Source organism: Deinococcus aetherius, from assembly GCF_025997855.1.
Taxonomy (GTDB): domain Bacteria; phylum Deinococcota; class Deinococci; order Deinococcales; family Deinococcaceae; genus Deinococcus; species Deinococcus aetherius.
The window spans coordinates 488,232-508,147 of the sequence record NZ_AP026561.1 but is presented as its reverse complement, the minus strand read 5'-3'; the positions used below and the strand labels follow the sequence as shown (position 1 = coordinate 508,147).

Genomic DNA, 19,916 nt, shown 5'->3' with positions numbered 1-19,916 from the left:
AATAAAGGTTGTGTGAAGTCATGCGGGGGTGAGGGCCCGGACTCCCTACCGGTCAAGGTTTCTCCTATCATCAGCCGGGGGCGTCCGTGTTCGTGCATAACAAGAAGGTGTTGGTCGTCGAGAACGACGAGGCCATAGCGGTGCTGCGCGCCCTGGCCTCGGACACCCGCGTCCTCATTCTCAGTTTGCTGACCTACGAGTCCACGAACGTCGCGACCCTCGCGGCCGCGTTGGACATTCCGCTCTCGACCCTGAACTTCAACGTCCGTCAGTTGCAGGAGGCGGGCCTGATCGACGTCGCCTACGAGCCCGGCACGCGCGGCACGCAGAAACTGTTGCGCAAGCGGTACGACGAGGTCACCGTACGTCTTCCCGGGGTCACCGTCCAGTCGGCGGCGGACGGCCTCGTCGAACTCGCGCTGCCTGTCGGGGCGTACCGCGGCGCCGAGGTGCGGCCGAGTTGCGGCCTGCTCTCCGACACCCGGTTCATCGGCGTGAACGACGACCCGCGCAGCTTCCAGGAGGCCGAGCGCGCCTTCGCCCAGCTGTTGTGGTTCCAGCAGGGTTATGTCGAGTACGCCTTTCACAAGAACGTGCCGTTCGGCGCGACCCTGACGGAGCTCGAGTTCTCCGCCGAGTTGTGTTCGGAGGCGCCCGACTACAACCTGGACTGGCCCTCGGACATCACGCTCTCGGTGAACGGCGTGGACGTCGGCACCTGGACGAGCCCGGCCGACTACGGCGGCCGGCGCGGCCACTTGACGCCCCCGTGGTGGCCGCCCGATCAGACGATGTACGGCGAACTCAAGACCTGGACGGTGACGCCCGGCGGCACCCTCCTCGACGGCGCGCCCTGCTCCGCCGTGACGCTCGCCGACCTGAACCTCGCCGCGGCCTCCCACATCGCCGTTCGCCTGGGCGTCAAGTCTGACGCCCGACATGTGGGCGGGCTTAACCTGTTCGGCGGTCGGTGTGGCGATCACCCGCAGGACCTGCTGTTGCGCCTGCGCTACACGATTCGGTGAGGAGCGCCTCGCCCAGGCGGGGCTGACGATCAGGAGCGGTTGAACGGTTGTGGCAACTTGACGCTGTTGAGAGCTTGAGTGGGGGAAAAGAGAACTCGTCCAGCACGGCGACGAACCCAACGGTCCAGTGCCTGGGAGTCTGGGGACGCTGTTCTTTCCCTCCCTTCCGGCAGCCCACCGCCGGGCATGTTTTTCGCAGCTCAAGGGCCACGGCGTTGCCCAGGACGCCCCACCACCGACCAGGAGCCTCGCTTGGCACCCGCAAACCGTAACATCCTCGCCCGGACGCTCCCAGGCCCCTCTCGGTCAAGCCCTAAACGGGGTCACCAGTCGAGATCAAGGCCAAGCGCCTGCCTGACTTCGGCAGAGTGAGGCGCGGTAATTTAGGGCGACGACAGGTGCGCCCGCACAGGCAGCGCCTCCTCCACGACGACACCAGACCCGCGCGTCGACCTCAACGCGTCAGGCGGCTCAAGGCCGCGATGACGACCACGAGGAGGGCCGCCAGAAGCGTACGACCGTCGAGCACCTCTCCCAAGAGCAGCGCCGACCAGATCACCGTCAGCACGGGTTGCATGAGTTGCACCTGCCCGGCCCGCGCCACACCCCCCAGCGCCAGCCCGCGGTACCACGCGAAGAAGCCCAGGAACATGCTGACCACCGCCACGTAACCAAAAGCGAGCCAGGCTCCTGGCGAGGGAAGATGGGTCGGCCAGGGGGCCAGCAGGGTCGCCAGGAGCGCGAGGGGCAGCGAGAATACCAGCGCCCAGCTCACCACCCGCCAGCCGTCGAGTTCCCGGGCCAGCCGCCCGCCCTCGGCGTACCCGACCGCGGCGAACAGGACCGCCAGCAGCAGGTAGAGGTCGCCTGTCTCCAGATGCCCGGCTCCGGTGGTCGCCGCAAACCACAGAACAGCCGCCACCCCCAGGGCGCACACCAGCCAGAAGATGGGCCGGGGTCGTTCGCGCGTCAGCAGCACCGCAGAGACGGCCGTGGCCGCCGGAAGCAGGCCCACCACCACCGCGCCGTGCGAGGACGGCACGGTGCGCAGGGCGAGCGAGGTCATCACCGGGAAGCCGAACACCACCCCCAGGGCGACGAGCCCCAGTCCCCGCCAGTGCCGACGCTCCGGGAGCCGCTCCCGCCGGGCGACCAGCAGGGCCAGGGCCAGGAGGGCCGCGACCACGGCGCGACCGAAGCCGACGGTGTACCCGCCGAATTCCGGCACCGCGAGCCGTGTCGCGGGCAGGGTGAAACTGAAGCACAGCACGCCCAGGGCTGCCCACCACCAGCCACTCGTTTCCGTTTTCGTTTCTAACCCTGTAACGTTACTACTGCTTTTCACGTTCTACGATAACGGTATGTCGTCAGATACCCAGGGGGGCACGAGTAGACAACGCTTGTTGCTTGACCTGAGAGCCTGGATCAAGCAGGAGGCACGGCTGGGCGAGCGGCTGCCTTCCGTCCGTGAACTGACCCGCCGTTACCGGACCAGTCCGGTGACGGTAAGTGCGGTGCTCTCCCAACTGGCAAGGGAAGGGCTGATCGTCACCCGCCCTGGTCACGGCACCTTCGTCGCGCAGGCTGTTCCGGTTCCTCCGGCTGCGGACCTCGCGTGGCAGACCGTGGCCCTTTCGGGTCGTCCCGTCTCACCAGGGTACGTGCAGGACCTCTTCCGGCCCCCACAGGCCGACACCCTGCCGCTGGGTAGCGGCTACCCCGACGAGACGATTCAGCCCCTGCACCTGTTGCAGGCTGCCCTCAGCAAGGCGTCCAGACGCCCAGGGGTCTGGTCGCGGTTACCCCCGGAAGGGCTAGAGGCGCTGCGGGCGTGGTTCGCGCGGGAACTGGGTGAGGCGTACCGGGCGTCCGACGTGCTGATCGTCCCCGGTGGGCAGGCGGCCCTCTCGACGGCCCTGCGCGCTCTGCTTCCCATTGGGGCGCCGTTGCTGGTCGAGTCTCCCACGTACTACGGCGTGCTGGCTGCTGCGGGGGCGGCGGGCGTGCAGCCGATCCCCGTTCCCGCAGACACGGAGGGCATCCGGCCTGACCTGCTGGAGGTGGCGTTCCGTTCCACGGGCGCGAAAGCCGTTTATCTTCAACCGCTCTATGCCAATCCGACGGGAGCTGTCCTTGCACCCGAACGCAGGGCAGCAGTGTTGGCGGCGGCGGAGCGGGCGGGCGCCTTTGTGATCGAGGACGACTACGCCCGCGGCCTCACCCTGGACGGCGAGGCTCCGCCTCCCCTGGCCCTCTCCGACCCGGGGCGCGTCGTGTACCTGCGCTCGCTGACGAAAGTGAGCGCGCCGGGACTGCGCATCGCCGCCCTGATCGCACGCGGACCAGTCCTGACGCGGTTACGTCACGGGCGGGCCATCGAGGACTATTTCCTCGCTGGTCCCCTTCAGGAGACGGCCCTGGATCTGGTGACCTCGCGGGGCTGGCCGCGCCACCTGAAGGACCTCCAGGCGGCGTTGCGCGAGCGACGAACCGTGATGGTGGGAGCGTTAGGGCGCCATTGGCCGGAGGCGCGGGTCACCCTGGTTCCGCGGGGTGGGTACAACGTCTGGGTGCAATTGCCCGAGGGGGAGTCCGACCTCGACTTCGTGGAGCGCGCGGCGCGGGCCGGGGTGCAGGTGAGCGCGGGCAGCGGGTTCTTTCCGTCGGAGCCGAGTGGGGCGTTCGTGCGCCTGAGTTACGCCGGCGCAGGTCCCGCCGTCATCGAGGAGGGCGTGAGCCGCCTGGCTTGACTGTAAAAGCCTCAGGCGAGACCCGCACTCCATCGCCCTTGACTCCCTCCACCTGACTTGGGCCGAGGGGAATGAGAGCCTGGCCGAGACCGGGGCCGGCTTCCTGTACCTGCGCCACGGCGTGGGGACGGCATCCCCAGGACCTCTGGGCGCACTTCGGCCCCCACGTCCGGGTCGCCCGGAAGAGCGGCCAGGCGACCGTCCCCACAAACTGACGAGGGCACACCGGGGACGAAGCACCCGGCCCAGGTGAGGCCGGGCGAGGGAACCGACCTCACCCATTGGGCCTCGCGCACGCGAAGGGAGGAAGCGACGGGTACGTACCGGTCCTGCCCGCCCTCTCCTGGGTACACACCACAGACTATTCAGCTCATCTGCGGGATACAGCAGGGGTGGGCGGTGACCTGGCACGCAAGCCACCCGGGAGGTGCTGGCGGTGGACCCCCGCCTCGCGCTGAGCTGGAGCGAGGCCGTCTTCGAACTAACGAGGCGGAGGCGAGCGGCCACGGGCCGGCCCGTGCATCCGGGCCTCGCCTCACCGAGCGGCGCTCTCCAGCCTGGCACACGGGCGAACGAACCGGGGTCACCGGTCGGCGGCGCTCGGCGCAACACGCTGGGGATGGTTGAGCGCGCGGGCGTAGCGTTCGCGCTGGTCGCGCACCCACGCCTCGTAGGTGTCCACGGTGTCGCTCAGATGCATATTTCGCAGGACGTGGTGGGCCTGGCCGCGCCGGTCGAGTTCGCGCACGGTGAGTTCGTTGAGGGACTGAACGAGCGTGAGGGCACCGATGGAGGACAGCGGGCAGACCCCGTACACGCCGGTCTGCCCCTCGACCGTGACGCTGAGGTCGCCCACCGGCATGCCGTTGTCGAGGAAGACGCCGTTCCTGGCGCCATCCACGACGTGTGAGAGGTTCTGACCGCTGCTGTGCTTGGCGGGCGCCGTGCGGGCCTGCGCCTCGCAGGCGATCACCACGAGCGGGTGATCAGGGTAGCGCCGCTGGATTTCGAGGGCCGTGTCCACGGCGGCGGGCGTCGTGCCGGTGGCCGACAGCACCAGGAACACGTCGCGCGGGCCGATGTCGTACTCGTCGAGGATGGCCTCGCCCACGCCCTCCACCTTCTCCATGCGCTGGTTCACGCGGATGCCGCGCGTGCCCACCACGCCGTCGAAGGTGGCGAGGCCCGGCGTCAGCAGGGGGTGAAAGCCCGTCAGGGCGCCCATGCGAACGATCATCTCCTCGACCGCGATGCGCGAGTGGCCGTTGGCGTACACGTGGATCAGGCCGCCCGCCTGAATGGCGTCGGCGTACAGCGACGCGACGCGACGCAGCTTGTCTTCTTGCGCCAGCACGGCGTCGCGGACGCGGTCGAGCTGGTCCGGGAAGGTGAGGGTCACGCGTTCTCCTCCAGGGGCGTGAGGGCGCAGGCGGCGACGAGGGCCCGCGCCCGCCCGGTAAGGTCGTCCCAACGTCCGCCGCGCACGAGGCCCGGGTCCACCAGACTGCCGCCCACCCCGAGCGCCACTGCCCCGGCGTCCAGGTAGGCGCGGGCGTTCCCGGCGTTCACGCCGCCCACCGCCACGAGGGGCACGTGGCCGAGCGGGGCGAGCACGTCTTTCAGATACCCCGGGCCGCCGACGCTGCCGACCGGGAAGACCTTGACGGCACTTGCGCCCGCGTGATGGGCGCGCACGATTTCCGTGGGTGTCAGGGCGCCCGGAAAGACGGGGACGCCTGCTTCCCGCCCACACGCGATGATCGCCTCGTCGGTGTGCGGGGAGATCAGGTACTCGGCGCCCGCGAGCAGGGCGTCCCGGGCCTCCCTGACGCCCAGGACGGTGCCCGCCCCAACCCGCAGCGGCAAGGAGGTCCGGCGCCAGCGTTCGATGGTGTGCAGCGCGCCCGGGGTGTCGAGCGTCACCTCGATCAGGCGCACACCCCCCGCGAGCAATGCGGAGGCCACGTCGTCGGCGTGCTGGGGCGGCACCCCGCGCACGATGGCGATGACTTTGTCCCGTGAGAAGTCGAGGCCGCTCACGCGCTCGCCGCCCGCTCTTCACTCGGGGCGGTTTCAGTGGAGGCCGTCAAGCCCAGCCAGCGTGCGGGGTTCTCCGTCCAGATAGCGTTCAACTCGTCCTGGGTGAAGCCCTCCTCGCGCAGGCGACCGTCAAAGGTGTCGAGGATGTACGCGAGTCCCGGCCCGCCGCCGTACGCCTTCCAGTACGAGCGCCGCGCGGTGTCGCCGCCCAGCAGCAGGTTCGCGCCAAAGCCTGCGTCGATCACGTCCCGCATCAGCCTCACCAGGACGCTTTCCGGCTGGTACTTGATGCGGCCCGGAGTGTCGTACTGGAGGAGGGCGCCCCGGGCCGCCAGGCGGGCGTGGACGAACACGTCGGGGTTGCGGTCGAGGTGGCTCAGCATCACGCGCGAGGGGGGTACGCCCGCTTCCTCCAGCAGGTCGAGCAATTCGTCCCCGGCGGTGCCCATCTCGGTATGGACAAGAATGGGGCAACCCGTTGCGCGGTGCGCCCGCCCCGCCGCCCGGATCAGCTTGAGCGTGGTGGGCTTCACGACCTGATAGTCGCCCGCGACCTTGACGAACCCAGCCCTCACCGCACTGCGGTCCACGACAGGCGTGTCGTAGTTGTTTCGGTCGGCTCCTTCGGTCAACTCCGCGATCAGCAGGCCGGCAATCGTCTCCTCGTCGAAGCGGTGCTGCCAGTGGTCGGGCAGGTAGTAACTCGACTTCTGAAAGCCGCTCGGCACAAGGATGGGCACGCCCGTCGCCTCGCTGATCGCCACCAGCTTGTCCACGTTCCGGCCACAGCCGAAGGGCATGGTGTCCACGATCAGGCCGCCGCCCGCTGCCTTCCAATACCCGACTTCCTCGACTGCCTTTTCGACTGAATCGAGCTTGAAATCAGGCTCCTTGACGACCGTGTACCCGCCGTCGATGATCAGGTGTTCGTGGGCGTTCACCCGACCGAGACGGTCGGCACCGAGAGGGCCCAGGGTCGTCTCGACCGTGTTCATGCCGTCACCGCCGACAGGTCGCCGAACTTCGCCCCCAGACCGAGCAGGTGATCTTGCAACGTCGGCACGAACAGTTCGTGAGGCAAGGTGTCGCCCTTCACGCTCAGGGCCGCCGCCGAACCTGCCGCCTGGCCCATCGTCATCGTCTGCGCCATCGAGCGGCACGAGGCGTGCGCGTCGTGGGTGGCGCTAAAGCAGCGCCCGGCCACCAGGAGACCGCGCACCTGCCGGGGCACGAGGGTGCGGTAGGGGATGTCGTACGTCTCCCCTTCCGGCACATACAGCCATTTCGTGTCGGTGCCCGCGTGGTGGTCCTCGATGGGCGCCCCGCACGCGCCGATGGCGTCCGAGAACTTGCGGGCCGAGAGGCAATCCTCGCGGGTGAGGCGGTACTCGCCGTACACCCGGCGCGTCTCGCGCACCCCGATGGGCGAGGAGAGCCACGAGAGCTGCGCCCGCTCGAAACCCGGCACGTGGTCGCGCAGGAAGCGGGCGTACTCCAGGGCCTGCGCGCGGCCCTCCACCTCGGCCTCCGTCAGGGCCTCGGGGTCGGTGCCGTCCACGTCGGCCACCCGGGTCATGATGGTGTGGATCACGCCCGCCTGAGTGGTGACGTGCCAGCTTCCCTCGCGGCGGGGCAGGCGGTAGAGGCCCGAGTCGGCGGCCTCGGTCATCTTGGCCCACATCTCCTTCTTGCCGAAGCCCTGGGCGCGCTCCACGTCCACGTTCACCATGCGGAAGGTGGTGGAGAGGGTCTGCGCCGGATCTATGTCGCCCGCACGCTCGTAGGGCGCCCCGGCCCGGGCACATACGTCCGCGTCCCCGGTGCAGTCCACCACTACCCGTGCCGAGAGGTGCATCAGCCCGCGCTTGCCGTCCACGATGATGCCCGCGACGCGGCCCTCCTCCATCACCACGTCGGTGCAGAAGCTGTTCAGCAGCAGTCTCACCCCCGCCGCGAGGGCCAGGCGCTCCCACACGACCTTGAGGAGCTCGGGGTCGTAGGTCACGCCCGTGCCCGCGCCAAAGGTGTTGGGCCGCTCGAAGGCCGCGCCGAACGCCCCCAGCTCGCGCACCACGTCGTCGGGAATGCCGCCCACGACCTTTTTGCTTTCCTTGCCGGGCGTGTAGTAGCCGTAGAAGGTATCGAGGACCGCCGTGCTCGTGCCGCCCAGGAAGCTCAGTCTCTCGACGAGGACTGTCCTGGCCCCCGCCCGCGCACTCGCAATCGCGGCGCTCGCCCCCGCCGAACCGCTGCCGACGACGATCACGTCGGTGTCGAGCAGGGTGGGGACAGTTTTGGTGTACGTGATCATGGTCGCTCCTACTGCACGGTCCAGCCGCCGTCGACGGGCAGCACCGCGCCGGTGATGAACTTCGACTCGTCGGAGGCCAGGAAGACGCAGGCGTCCGCCACGTCGCGCACCTCGCCGAGGGCCCCGAGGGGCTGCCAGCGCGTGAGTTCCGCGAGCAACTCCGGGTCTGCTTTGCTGCGCGCCGCCATCCGCGTGTCAATCAATCCCGGTGCCACCGAATTGGCCCGCACCCCGTCCCGTGCGTAGTGGGCCGCGATGGCGCGTGTCAGGCCGATGATCCCCGCCTTGCTCGTCGCGTAGGCGTGCGTGTCGAAGAGGCCCTGGGTGCCGACCACCCCGAGGACGCTGCTCAACGTGACGACCGCGCCGCGCGACTCGACGAGGTGTGGCAGCGCGAACTTGCAGCTCAGGAAGGTGCCGCGCAGGTTGACGTGCATCACGTGGTCCCAGGCCTCGGGCGTGCAGGCGTGTGCCGGGCCGTCCCCGAGCCGCCGCGCCCCGATGCCCGCATTCGCCACGAGAACGTCGAGCCGCCCGAATGTGCGGACGGCGTGACGCACCATCTCCTCCACCTGCCCCGCGTCGCCCACGTCGGCCCGTACGAAGGTCGCCGCCTCCCCGAGCGCCTGCGCCGCCCCCTCGCCCGCCTCCGCGTCCAGATCGGCCAGCACGACGTGGGCGCCCTGCCCTGCGAAGGCCCGCGCGATGCCCAGGCCGAGGCCCCGGCCCGCCCCGGTCACGAGCGCGACCTTGCCCGCCAGCCTCACGCCCGCACCTCCAGACGCTCGGCGGACAGTTGAGCGAACGACGTGCGAAGCTGCGGGTAGAGCGCGCGGTACACCTCGAACAGCTCCGCGTACCGCGCGCTGTCCTCGGGACGGGGAGTGAAGCTGGTCTCGAAGTAGAGGTTCGCCCGCGCCGTGCGGCCCGCGTCGGCGAGCAGGCCCACGCCCTGCCCCGCGAGCAGCGCGTTTCCCAGGGGAGCGCCCACCTCCGGGGGAACCGCCCGCACCACGCAGCCCGTCACGTCCGCGAGGATCTGGCACCACAGCGCGCTGCGGGTGGGCCCCCCCAGCACGCGCACCTCCCGCGGGGCCACCCCCACCTCGCGGCACAGCAGCAGGTTGTGGGCGAGCGCAAAGGCCGCGCCCTCCATCACGGCCCGGACGAGGTGGGCCGCGCCGTGGTTGAAGTTCAGGCCGACGAGGGCCCCGCGGGCGTGGCCGTCGTTGATGGGCTGGAGTTCACCGCTGAGGTACGGCAGGAACACCAGCCCGTGGGCGCCAGGCGGGCTTGACGCCGCGAGGGCCGTGAGCCCCTCCAGGGTCAGGCCAGGGCCCAGCAGGTCGCGGCACCACGCCAGCGCCGCGCCGAACGCCACCGTCGAGCCCCCGAGCATCCAGCGCCCCGGCAACACGTGGGCGCAGGCCAGCAGCCGGGGCTGCACCCGCACCTGCTCATCGACGACGTAGACGGTGCCCGCCGTCCCCAGGGACATGAACGCCTCGCCCGCCTCGGTGACGCCGGCAGCGAGCGCGGCCGAGGGGGTGTCCTCCCCACCCGCGACGACTGGAATGCCGGCTCTCAGGCCCAGCTCTGCGGCGGCAGTGGATGTCAACGTGCCCAGCACGTCGCAGCTCGCGTTCACGCCGGGGTACAGCCGTTCGGGCAGGCCGAAGGCTTCGATCAGGTCGCGCGACCATGTGCCGCGCTTCAGGTCGAAGGCGAAGAGAATGCTGGCGTCAGCCACGCTGAGCGCGGCGCTCCCGGTCAGACGGTAGTTGATATAGCCCGTGGTCGTCAGGCTGACTGCCGCGCGCGTCAGGGACTCGCGCTCGTTGTCCCGCAGCCACATCAGCACAGGGTCCGCGTTGTAGGGGGCGGGCGTCTTGCCGTTGAGCCGCAGGATGTCGGAGCCGACGTGGGCGCGCAGGAACGCGCTCTGGGCCTCGCTGCGGCCGTCCATCCAGATGATCGCGGGACGCACGACCTCGCCGCGCCCGTCGAGCAGGGTGGCGGCGCAGCCCTGCCCGGAGACGCCGATGCCCGTGACGTGCAGCGAATCTGCACCCGCCAGCACGCCCTGCACCGCCCTCACGGTCGCCGCCCACCAGTCGTGCGGGTTCTGCTCGACCCAGCCGGGGCGCAGGTGCGCGGTCGGGTAGGAGGATTCAGCGTGCGCCACGACCTGCCCGGTGGGCGTGACGAGCACCGCCTTGGCGCTCGTCGTACCCACGTCGATGCCGAGCAGCACTTCCCTCATGCTCGCCCTCCACGCCGGACCCGGGCGATCACGACACGCCCACCTTCCCTTCCACGAGGGTACGGCAGACATGGGCGAGGTCTGCGGCGTGGTCGCGCAGGGTGCCGTCCACGATGTTGACCGAGGGCAGGTGCCCCGGCGTGAAGCCCGTCAGCGGTGAGGGGGAGAAGCCGCGCTCGTGGACCCCCGTGCTGCCGGGGCCGAAGCTGCCCTCGTCGATGTGCCGGATGGCCCGCGCGTAGCGGGTGAGAAGCTGCGGCATCCGGTAGCGCCGCGTCGCCCCCAGCCAGGAGAGGTTGATGGGAAAGACGCCCAGCAGCGCGTCCCACCACGCCTCCCCCGCCACGAACAGGTCGGGGAAGGTCGCGTGCAGTTCCGAGAGCAGCGCCCGGTAGCCACCCAGCATGTCCCAGCGGGGATCGTTCACCCAGCCCGCCGTCGTGTCGAGGTACACGGCGTCCAGGTCGAAGGCCCGGATCGTCTTGCCGATCTCGCGCACGAGGTGGGCGCGGTAGCGCGGCTCGCCGGGACTCAGGAACACCTGATCGTCCTCGCCCGAGCGGTCCGCGTCCCAGTCGGGGCGGTTGAACAGTTCCACGTAACGGTCGGTGCGGTTGCGCCATACCGCACGCTCCCAGTCCGGGTACTGGGTGACGTTCGCCCCATGGGCCCCGAACATCGGCATGAGGTGGATTTTCGTCTCGCGCGCCGCCTGACGTAGGCGGGCAAATCCTTCCGGGCCGCCCAGGTCCTCTCCCGGCGTGAAGTTGGGGTAGGAGTGGTAGTACCGCCCCTCCCAGCCCAGGACGTAGGCGATCAGGAGCCCCCCGTCTACCTGCCGCGCCGCGAAGCGCAGCACTTCGGCCATGTCGTCAAAGGTGTTGAACACGTACCCGGTCCAGTGCTGCCCATGCAGGTTGAGCACCAGCCGCGCGTCACGCGCCCACCCGGGGAGGTCCGGTCGAGTCTCCCAGGGGTGCAGGTCGTAAGTCCTCTCTAAAAAGGCCAGGTGCTCCTCGAAATCCGCGTCCACCTCGTCCCGGCCCGCGCAGGGCCGCAGCCGCACCTCGGGCGCCTCGAAGCGTCCGCCGAAGTGCCGCGCGTCCTCCTCCAGCACGAGTTCGGCGAGCGTCCCGCCCCCGCCGTAGGGCGGCGTGTGGACGTACAGCCGCTTGGCACGGACCTGGGGGTCACGGACGCTGATCGTCACGCCCGGCCCCTTGCCCGCACACGCCCAGGGGGTCGTCCAGCCGCCGCCGCTGGGGTAAGTCCACAGGAGAGGGGCTATATGGGCGGGCTGCGCCACGGCGTCCTCGGGCATCGAGGCGTGCCACCAGCCCTGAGCCAAGAGGTCTTCCGGCAGACCGCGCCACAGCAGTTTCACCGACTTGATGGGCTCGGCGTGTTCGGCCACGACGTGCCAGGTGAAGGCCGCCTCATCCCGCGCCACCCGCACCTCCACGCGACCCGGCACGCGCCTTTGGAGCCCCGCCCACGCGAGGCCGTCGCAGGTCAGGCTCAACCCGCCCGCGTCCTCCCGCAGTTCCACCCGGTCGGGATCGAGGACGTACACGTTGTTCGTGGTGAAGACCTGCACCCCCCAGCGCACGCCGCCCAGCCCGGGCACGTCGAAGAAGGGGTCCCGGGGGTCGAAACTGAAATCAAACGCGTTCACAGGGGGACTCCTTGAGGGGCGGGGGCGGGGATCACTTCACCGCTCCCTGGGTGAGGCCGCTGAGGTAGTAGCGCTGGAGGAACAGGAACAGCGCGATGCACGGCAGCATCGAGAGCATCATTCCCGCCTGCACCGCGCCCCAGTCCACGCTGCCGTAGAGGCCGCTTTGCACGTTGAGGAGCATCACGGGCAGGGTGTACTTGTCGCTGTCGTTCAGGAAGATCAGTGCGGCGAGAAACTCGTTCCACGACCCGAAGAACGCGAAGAGGGCGACCGTAACGACGCCGGGCAGTACGACCGGGAACATCACGCGGGTGAGCAGCGTCACCGAGGAGCAGCCGTCGATCAGGGCCGCCTCCTCGATCTCGCGCGGCACCGAGTCGAACGAGTTACGCATCACGAAAATGGCGAAGGGGAGCTGGAAAGTCGTGTACACGAGCGCGAGCCCCAGCAGCGTATCTTGCAGGTGAATCGCCCGCAGGATCAGGTACAGCGGTGTGAGGATCGACTGAAAGGGAATCATCAGCGTGGCGAGCATCACGACGAACAGCACGTTCCGGCCCACGAACTGGAAGCGCGAGAAGCCGTACCCACCAAGCAGGCTCAGGATGCTCGTGAGCACGATGGTGATGACCGCCACAAGCAGGCTGTTGCCGACATACCGCACCAGCCCCGCGCCGTACCCGGCCAGGGTGGCGTAATTGTCGAGCACGAGGTGCGAGGGCCAGAGGGTCGGCGGCGTCGCGGCGGCCTCGGAGGGCGGCTTGAGTGACGTGAGGGCCGACCACAGGATCGGAAAGAGGAAGACGGCGACCAGCAGCACGCACAGCGCGTAGTACAGGGTGTTCACCGTGGCGGCGCGGCGGCGGCGTGGCAGAGGGTGGGCGGGCAGGGGGTGGGCGCGCATCAGTACCTCGTGTCGTCGCGCAGGAGGTAGAGCTGCACGACGCTGACTGCGATGAGGATGACCAGCAGCACCACCGAGAGCGAGGCTGCATAGCCCAGCCGAAACTGCACGAAGGCTGCCTTGAAAATCCAGTACACCGTCGTGATGGTCGAGTTCTGCGGCCCGCCGCCCGCCATGATGTACATGGGGTCGAAGGCCAGAAACGAGCCGATCACCGACAGCACGAGCGCGAGCGCAAAGGTCCGACGCATCAGCGGCAGCGTGATGAAGCGCAGTTGCTCCCACGGACTCGCGCCGTCCACCCGGGCCGCCTCGTAGAACTCCTCCGGAATAGCCTGCATCCCGATCAGGAGCAGCAGCATGGTGAGGCCCACCATCTTCCACGTCACCATCACGACGATGGCCGTCAGGGCACTCCCCGTCGTCGCGAGCCACTGGAAGGGCTCCCTGATGACCCCGATGGCGGCGAGCCCTGCGTTGAACACGCCCACCTGATCGTTGAGCAGCCACACCCACAGCAGGCTCGACGTGGCGAGGCCGATCACGACCGGCAGGAAGTACGCGGTGCGGAAGAGCCCGACCCAGCGCACCGACCGCTTGACGAGCAGCGCCAGCCCGAAGGCCAGCACGAACAGCACCGGGGTGACGACCAGCGTGTACTTCGCCGTGAAGCCCAGGCTGCTCCAGAAGTTGCCGTCGGACAGCAGCGCCGCATAATTTTGCAGTCCCGTGAAGTGCCTGGCTCCCAGCAGCGGCCAATCGTGCAGCGACATCCACGCCGTCATGACGAGTGGCGCGAGGAAGAAGACGGCGGTGAACGCCACGCTCGGCAGCACGAACAGCAGCCCGACCTGTTTGCGCCACCACGAACGGGAGCGTGGCCGGGAACGGGCGGCGGGAGGGTTAAGGGTGTTCGCTCTCACTGGCGGCATCCTTCCGGGAGGTCAGGGGCCCGGGAAGGTCAGAGCCGGCGCGCGGACCCCTGACCTCCCCGATCCTTACTCCGCCTATCGCGCTCCCGGGGCGGGCGTCGAGAGAATCTGCGTGAAGCGGCTCTGCGCCTCCGTGACGGCCTGGTCAATCTCCCCCTTGAACACGGCGCGCTGGAACATCGAGAGCCACGGCCCATTCGCGTCGTTGAACAGCTCGTTGTAGTGGACGCTGTACGGGGTGCGGCCCTTCGCCATTGCGGTGGAGGTGGTCACGAAGCGTGGCTCGGTCTTGGAATACTTGTTCTGCGCCAGGTCCGCGCGCACCGGGATGGTGTCGTTCTTCGCCAGGATCTCGGTCTGCACCTGCGGCGAGAGCGTCCACTGGATGAAGTCCCACGCCTCCTTGACGTTCTTGCTCCCCTTGGGAATGCCGATGCTGTCGCCGCCCGCGAAGGAGGACCAGCCGCTCGTCTGGCCGGGCAGGTACGCGATGCCGAAGTCGATGTTCTTGAACTTGCTCTTGAGCAGGCTGATGGCGAAGGCGCCGCTCCCCGTCATGCCGATCTTGCCACTGGTAAAGGCGTTGATGAAGTTCGCCCCGTTGTCGGTCTGCGCGCCCGAGGGCACGAGCCCCTCGGTCCACATCCGGCGGTAGAAGCCCAGGGCGTCCTTCACCGCCTTGGTGTTCAGCGTGGCGCTCTGCCCGTCCCTGCTGAGCACGTCGCCGCCCGAGGCCCAGATCAGCGGCATGAAGGTAAAGGCGTTGCAGCCCGCGCAGGCGCCCGAGAAGTAGAAGCCCTTGACCCCGTTCCCGAGGGCGGTGATCTTCTTGGCCGCGTTGTACACCTCGGTCCACGTCCTCGGCGGCTTGTTGGGGTCGAGGCCTGCCTGCCGGAAGAGGCCCTTGTTGTAGTACAGCACCGAGCCTTCCGCGCTGAAGGGCACCGCGTAGACCTGATTCTGGTAGGTGGCGAGGCGCACGTGCGACGGGCTGAGCTGGTTGAAGAAGGGCAGTTTCTTCGCCTGCGCCGTCAGGTTCTCCATTTGCCCCGCCGCCGCGAACGAGGGCACGTAAATCAGGTCGATGGCGATCACGTCCGGGGGATTCCCTCCCGCGATGGCCGTGCCGAGCTTGGTCACGAACTGGTCATTGGGCACGAGATTGAGCTTGACCTGATCGGTGTGCGAGGCGTTGTAGGCCTTCACGAGCGGCTCGGCCAGCCCCGCGTTGTAGGCGCGAATCCAGAAGTCGATGGTCTTGGCCCCCGCCGCCCCTGAAACGAGCATTCCAGCGGCCAGCGCGGTCGTGACACTCCTGCGTCCCAGCATGACGGTTCCTCCTGATCGGGCGAGAAAGGTGGGGTTCAGAGCTGCCGTTTAAGGTTTCCCCGTCCTCCTCCAGCGGGGTTCAGTCGGCGGGTGCGTTGTGCGGAACGAGCGACAGTTCGCGGAAGAGGTCGGGGTCGTAGGCTTCCAGGGCGAGGATGCCCTCCAGGTGGCTCGTCGCCACCCACGGCAGCCAGTGGCGGTGCTGCCCGCGCCCGCGTGGCGGGGCGAAACTCCAGTGTTCCTGCTGCCAGCCGGGACCCACGAGGTCGAAGGTGCGCCCCGGCACGGCGAGCATCGTCTTGGTGTTGTGCAGCAGGAGCCGGGCCACGTCGAGGTAGTGCGCGTCCCCGGTCAGCCGCGCGAGCCGGGCATAGTTCGCCACGTCCCAGGCCATGTAGGCGTCGGTGAGGGAGTGGCCGGTGGCGATCAGTTGCGCGCCCACCGTGCTCACCCCCCGCTTCCAGTGCAGGTCGCCGTCCTCCTCGTCTTGCGGCATCGGCACGTTCCAGAGGTAAATCCACGTCTCGGAAAAATCGGCCGCGTCGCGGGCCCGGGTGAGCCAGCGCCGGTCCCCCGTCGCCTCGAACAGGGCGAGGTGCGCCTCCAGGGTGAGCGTGCCCGCCTCCTTGTCCACCACGTTCGCGTTGTCGAGGGTGCCCCCGATGAAGTAGCCCCGGCTGCCGTCCAGCGCCCAGCACAGCTCGGCGGCGCGCAGGGCCGAGGCGAGGTACTTCTCCTCCCCAGTGGTCTGGCTCAGGGCGACGAGGAAGGGCACGACCGAGTAGCTGGAGCGTGGGTCGGCGTTCACGACCTGCGCCGTGCCGTCCCGCCAGGAGCGGGGGAAGCCGCCGGTCGGGAATTCCTGGGTCAGCAGCCAGTCGGCGAGGTCCACGCACCACGCCAGCCAGTGCGGGTGGTCGGTCCCCCGTTCCCGCTCCAGCTCGTGGGCGCGCAGCATGGACTTGCCGCCCTCACCCAGCGCGCGCAGGTAGAAATCGGGGCGCACCCCGCTTGCTGGTCGGCCGTCGCGCAGGTCCAGGCCCTCGCCCAGCGGCGGGGACACGGGCAGGCGCGCGAAGGTTTCGAGGACGGCGAGGCCCGCCCGGCGGCGTCTCTCCGCCGCCTCACCGCGCAGGTGGACGCTCTCACGCAGCAGCAGTTCTCCCGTCTCGACCGCGCGCCCGGTGAAGCCCATCATCGCCAGGTGACTGTAGGGGCCGTGCGCCTCGCCCACCAGGATGTCCATGACGTGCAGGGGCGCGGCGCGGTCCTCGACATACACGACGGACGCCTCCAGCGCGTCCGCGAGCACCTCACGCGCGCCGGTCACGTCCTGCGCCTCGACCTGCGGGGCGAGCGTTTCCCAGGCCCAGCGCCACGCCGCCCGGCGGACGTCCTGGTCGCGCTCCCCCTCTGCGAAACGAAACGCGACCTCGTAACGTTGCTCGAAGCCGTCCCGCAGGGGGTGGAAACGGCCCCGCCAGCGCCGCCGTGCGTTGTTGCCGAACTGCCCGCCCGCGAAAGGCGTGTCGGCGAGGTACGTGACCTCCCCCTCGGTGCCGGGAAACCACAGCCCGAGGGAGAGGTGCCCGTCCGCCTCCTCGCCGCCGACGGCCGCGAAGGTGAAGCGCTCGTCGACCAGCGGGCTGCCTTCGAGATCCAGGGCGTCGGCGCGGGTGGTGTCGCCACGTGGGGCCGGGTTCAGGGCCGCGACCGAGCAGCCGTCCCGCAGTGCGACGCCGAAGAGTGGGGCAGGCAAGCGGTCCTCACGGATGCGCAGGGCGCGCGCCCCGGCGAGGTAATGCCGCTGGCTCCCGATGGCCTGGGGCGCCACATGTTCGGTCCAGCCGTACAGCATCCCCGGCGCGAAGGCGTCCACGTCCGGCCACCCGAGAGGACCGTCCAGCGTCCAGGTGAACGCGGTCAGAAAGCCGCCCGGCGCGTCCCCCTCCACCCGCACCCGGCGGGCGAGGTGCAACGCCTCCCCCCGCACCGACCAGCGGTCCTCCACGCTCAGCGCCGAGTCCTCGCCGAGGTCGAGGCGGGCGTGAGCGACCCAGCCGCCCCCCGAGGCTTCGAGGGTCGCGTAGCCGCAACTGTACCCTTCCACCTCGCCCTCACTCCACACTTCCGCGCGAACAGGCAGGGGTTGGGAGGCGGAGTGCCCCGCCCAGCGCGCCGTCAGGCCCCAGCCCCCCGGGGCGGGCCGGGCTTCCACCCTGACCGCGCCCACCGTCAACTCCAGTCGTGTCATGCCTCCTCCAGGGTGGGGCGCAGCGCCTCCACGCGCGCCCGAAAAGCGTCGAGTTCCACCGCGCCGCCCAGGGCGCCGAGTTCGAGGTCGTACGTGCGTCTCTCGCCGGGAGCGAGGTGGATGAGTTCGCCGCGCTCACGGGCGTCGTGCCGCCCCGCCACCCGGTTGGTGCTGGGTTCGAGCGCCACCACGTAGTCCCCCTCGCCCAGCATCCGCCACACGAAGGGGAACGGCAGTTGCGCGCGGGAGTAGACCTGGTAGAAGCCCACGCCCCGCACCCGGTTCACGATGCCGACGGGGACGAGGCCGCCTTCCTCCGCCAGCGGCACGTACTCGTACACCCGCTCTTGCATCCCCGACTGCGGCGCCTCCAGGTGCGTCCAGCCCTGACGCGGCACGTCTCCCACCGGCTGCACCTCTGCCGCGGGAAGGACGATCTCGGCACCCTCGTCCACCACCGGGAAACCGACGTTCACGTGGTACAGGAACATGTGGGGGGTGGGGTGGAACCCGGCGTTGTGCACCTCGTCGTGGATGAAGAGGCGCGATTCGCCCACCCGCGCCTCAATGCGGCGGCGCAGCACCAGATGCTCTCCGAGGGCTGTGGCCTGCGTGACCTCCCCCTCGGCGTACAGCACGCAGACGTCGCCCTCCCAACGTTCGCCGTACCCCAGCAGGCGCGCGGGGAGACTCGACACGCGCCCGTGCAGGGGGTAGTGCTCGGTGGCCTTGGGCGGGTAGGCGTAGCCCTGGGCGCTGTCCTCGGTGGGGAAGAGCGTATGGTCCAGGCCGCCCGTGGTCAGGAGACCGCCGCCGAAGGTGCGCAGGAAGCCCAGGCCCTGGGGCTCGGCGTACCACGGCCCGCGCACGCCCACGGGTCCCTCCCAGGCGAGGGGCGTGCCGCGCCAGTCGCAGCGCCCGAGGTCGAAGGCACGGTCCAAGAGCACGTCGAAGGCGAGGCCCGTCCCCGTTCGGAATTCCAGCACGCGCACGCCGCGCTCGGCGCCGTCAGCCAGCGTGACGAGACGCACGCCCGCAATCTGGGAAAGGCGGCCCACCCGGCGCGCGAGGTCCATGCGGCTCCAGTCCTGCCCGAACAGCCTCGGCACGTCATCTCACCTTCCCGGCGGGCCATACGTCCGAGGCCGCCCTGATCCCGTCATGGCTGTGCAAGAACCCTCCCCTGGGGCGTCTCTCCCCGTGCTGTGCCGTGTGGCGCTCACCGTAACACCATGCGGAAGCCGCAATCTTCCGGGTCAGGGTCCTCTTTGTTCCGGTATGCTCAGGTCCACCACCCCCGATGACTCCTGCCCGTGAGGAGGGCACCCCCATGCAGCGCCACCCGGACCGAGTCACGCGCCCAGGACCTACGCCGCCACAAAACACGCACCCACCGCACGAGGGCGAGGAGCGCTTCGGGCTGGACTGCTGGTGCGGCGAGCCGTACCTGATGGCGGCGGCCCACTGGCACGACGAGATCGAACTCAACCTCGTGGAGCGTGGGGCGATCACGTACCTCGCGGGCGGCACCGTCACGACCCTCACCCGTGGGCAACTCGCCGTGTTCTGGGGCGCCATGCCGCACCGGGTCGTCGAGGCGGAGACGGAGACGCGCCTTGCCTGGCTGACACTCCCCCTGACGTCCTTTCTGGGGTGGGACCTGCCCGCCAACCTGCGCGCCCTGGTGCTGCACGGCCACTTCGTCCGGGGCTCAGGCCGCGCCCTGGGCGCCGACGCCACGCGGTTTCGGCGCTGGACACGCGACCTCTCGGAGAGCGGCGAGGGGTCGCGCGTGGTGCTGCTGGAGGTCGAGGCGCACCTGCGGAGACTGGCCCGCACCCCGGCCGGTGCGCGGGCGGTCACTGCCGTGGATCAGGCAGGACTCGGACACGCCGAGCGCATGTGCGCTTACATCGCCCAGCACTACGCCGAGCCGATCTCGGCCGCCGACATCGCCGGGGCGATGGGGCTCAACCCGACCTACGCGATGGGGCTCTTCCGTGCGGCCTTTGGGCGAACCATCCTGAGTTACCTAACCCAGTACCGGGTCGCGCACGCCCAGCGCCTGCTCGCCACGACCGATCAACCCATCCTCGACGTGGCTTCCGAGTGCGGCTTCGGATCGGTCAGCCGCTTCTACGAGGCGTTCGGCGCGTCGTGCGGCCTGTCCCCGCGCGCCTACCGCCTGAGCATGCGGGTCGCGCGCCCGGGCAACGTCGCCAGTACCTGAGCATCCCGGAAAAAAGGCCCTCCCCTGCCGGAAGATTCGCGCTTTGGGGCGTGTTAGCGTGTCGGCACACATTTAAGAAGCTGCCCGAGTCTCCGCCCTCCAGGGTGCCGCCTCGCCGCCGATCTCACCGCCCTCGTCACCCTGCCGAGCTGCCCTGCCCCTTGCCTCGGGTCAGATCCCCTCCCGTAGGTCCATGCGCA

General features: G+C 69.6%; 16 protein-coding genes. 3 read left to right on the top strand and 13 right to left on the bottom strand.

Features of this window, described 5'->3' with window-relative positions:
* Positions 1–86: 86 nt before the first annotated feature.
* Positions 87–1,025 (top strand): ArsR/SmtB family transcription factor, encoded by a 939-nt coding sequence (locus DAETH_RS18515; protein WP_264777583.1) that lies wholly within the window; start codon positions 87–89, stop codon positions 1,023–1,025.
* A gap of 454 nt (positions 1,026–1,479) precedes the next feature.
* Here DAETH_RS18515 and DAETH_RS18510 read toward each other — a convergent pair whose 3' ends face one another.
* Positions 1,480–2,370, bottom strand: a complete 891-nt coding sequence (locus DAETH_RS18510; RefSeq protein WP_344870205.1) for a DMT family transporter — start codon at positions 2,368–2,370, stop codon at positions 1,480–1,482.
* A 58-nt stretch (positions 2,371–2,428) separates the two neighbouring features.
* Here DAETH_RS18510 and DAETH_RS18505 point away from each other — a divergent pair, with 58 nt between their 5' ends.
* Positions 2,429–3,775: an aminotransferase-like domain-containing protein gene (locus tag DAETH_RS18505; protein ID WP_264777581.1), complete on the top strand. Its 1,347-nt coding sequence runs from the start codon at positions 2,429–2,431 to the stop codon at positions 3,773–3,775.
* Between the two features lie 583 nt (positions 3,776–4,358).
* Here DAETH_RS18505 and DAETH_RS18500 read toward each other — a convergent pair.
* From DAETH_RS18500 to DAETH_RS18445, 12 genes are all read right to left on the bottom strand, one after another.
* Positions 4,359–5,174, bottom strand: a complete 816-nt coding sequence (locus tag DAETH_RS18500) for a sugar isomerase domain-containing protein (RefSeq protein ID WP_264777580.1) — start codon at positions 5,172–5,174, stop codon at positions 4,359–4,361.
* On the bottom strand, positions 5,171–5,815 hold the full coding sequence (locus tag DAETH_RS18495) for a bifunctional 4-hydroxy-2-oxoglutarate aldolase/2-dehydro-3-deoxy-phosphogluconate aldolase (protein WP_264777579.1): 645 nt from the start codon (positions 5,813–5,815) through the stop codon (positions 5,171–5,173). The genes DAETH_RS18500 and DAETH_RS18495 overlap by 4 nt, the downstream gene beginning before the upstream one ends.
* A complete protein-coding gene (locus DAETH_RS18490) occupies positions 5,812–6,810 on the bottom strand; it encodes a phosphotriesterase family protein (RefSeq protein ID WP_264777578.1) in 999 nt (332 codons plus the stop codon). The genes DAETH_RS18495 and DAETH_RS18490 overlap by 4 nt, the downstream gene beginning before the upstream one ends.
* Positions 6,807–8,126, bottom strand: a complete 1,320-nt coding sequence (locus DAETH_RS18485) for an FAD-dependent oxidoreductase (RefSeq protein WP_264777577.1) — start codon at positions 8,124–8,126, stop codon at positions 6,807–6,809. The genes DAETH_RS18490 and DAETH_RS18485 overlap by 4 nt, the downstream gene beginning before the upstream one ends.
* An 8-nt stretch (positions 8,127–8,134) precedes the next feature.
* Positions 8,135–8,893, bottom strand: a complete 759-nt coding sequence (locus DAETH_RS18480; protein ID WP_264777576.1) for an SDR family NAD(P)-dependent oxidoreductase — start codon at positions 8,891–8,893, stop codon at positions 8,135–8,137.
* A complete protein-coding gene (locus DAETH_RS18475) occupies positions 8,890–10,389 on the bottom strand; it encodes a xylulokinase (RefSeq protein WP_264777575.1) in 1,500 nt (499 codons plus the stop codon). Before DAETH_RS18475 ends, DAETH_RS18480 begins: the two co-directional genes overlap by 4 nt.
* A gap of 28 nt (positions 10,390–10,417) precedes the next feature.
* Entirely contained in the window at positions 10,418–12,064 is a 1,647-nt protein-coding gene (locus DAETH_RS18470; protein WP_264777574.1) for a hypothetical protein, read from the bottom strand.
* A gap of 31 nt (positions 12,065–12,095) precedes the next feature.
* Positions 12,096–12,971 (bottom strand): carbohydrate ABC transporter permease, encoded by an 876-nt coding sequence (locus tag DAETH_RS18465; protein ID WP_264777573.1) that lies wholly within the window; start codon positions 12,969–12,971, stop codon positions 12,096–12,098.
* On the bottom strand, positions 12,971–13,903 hold the full coding sequence (locus DAETH_RS18460; protein WP_264777572.1) for a carbohydrate ABC transporter permease: 933 nt from the start codon (positions 13,901–13,903) through the stop codon (positions 12,971–12,973). The genes DAETH_RS18465 and DAETH_RS18460 overlap by 1 nt, the downstream gene beginning before the upstream one ends.
* 75 nt (positions 13,904–13,978) lie before the next feature.
* The gene (locus DAETH_RS18455) at positions 13,979–15,232 is read right to left on the bottom strand and encodes an ABC transporter substrate-binding protein (protein WP_264777571.1); all 1,254 of its coding nucleotides are present in this window, start codon (positions 15,230–15,232) and stop codon (positions 13,979–13,981) included.
* 79 nt (positions 15,233–15,311) lie between these two features.
* Positions 15,312–17,486 (bottom strand): glycoside hydrolase family 88 protein, encoded by a 2,175-nt coding sequence (locus DAETH_RS18450; protein ID WP_264777570.1) that lies wholly within the window; start codon positions 17,484–17,486, stop codon positions 15,312–15,314.
* A complete protein-coding gene (locus DAETH_RS18445) occupies positions 17,483–18,595 on the bottom strand; it encodes an aldose 1-epimerase family protein (RefSeq protein ID WP_264777569.1) in 1,113 nt (370 codons plus the stop codon). Before DAETH_RS18445 ends, DAETH_RS18450 begins: the two co-directional genes overlap by 4 nt.
* 221 nt (positions 18,596–18,816) lie before the next feature.
* Here DAETH_RS18445 and DAETH_RS18440 point away from each other — a divergent pair, with 221 nt between their 5' ends.
* Complete coding sequence (locus DAETH_RS18440) at positions 18,817–19,716, top strand: helix-turn-helix domain-containing protein (RefSeq protein ID WP_264777568.1); 900 nt, start codon at positions 18,817–18,819, stop codon at positions 19,714–19,716.
* Positions 19,717–19,916 lie beyond the last annotated feature (200 nt).

Bases quoted from the DNA above. Each gene is read 5' to 3' on its own strand.
- DAETH_RS18490 (WP_264777578.1), bottom strand. From the start codon at position 6,810: ATGAACACGGTCGAGACGACCCTGGGCCCTCTCGGTGCCGACCGTCTC.
- DAETH_RS18485 (WP_264777577.1), bottom strand. From the start codon at position 8,126: ATGATCACGTACACCAAAACTGTCCCCACCCTGCTCGACACCGACGTG.
- DAETH_RS18475 (WP_264777575.1), bottom strand. From the start codon at position 10,389: ATGAGGGAAGTGCTGCTCGGCATCGACGTGGGTACGACGAGCGCCAAG.
- DAETH_RS18465 (WP_264777573.1), bottom strand. From the start codon at position 12,971: ATGCGCGCCCACCCCCTGCCCGCCCACCCTCTGCCACGCCGCCGCCGC.
- DAETH_RS18460 (WP_264777572.1), bottom strand. From the start codon at position 13,903: ATGCCGCCAGTGAGAGCGAACACCCTTAACCCTCCCGCCGCCCGTTCC.
- DAETH_RS18455 (WP_264777571.1), bottom strand. From the start codon at position 15,232: ATGCTGGGACGCAGGAGTGTCACGACCGCGCTGGCCGCTGGAATGCTC.
- DAETH_RS18450 (WP_264777570.1), bottom strand. From the start codon at position 17,486: ATGACACGACTGGAGTTGACGGTGGGCGCGGTCAGGGTGGAAGCCCGG.
- DAETH_RS18440 (WP_264777568.1), top strand. From the start codon at position 18,817: ATGCAGCGCCACCCGGACCGAGTCACGCGCCCAGGACCTACGCCGCCA.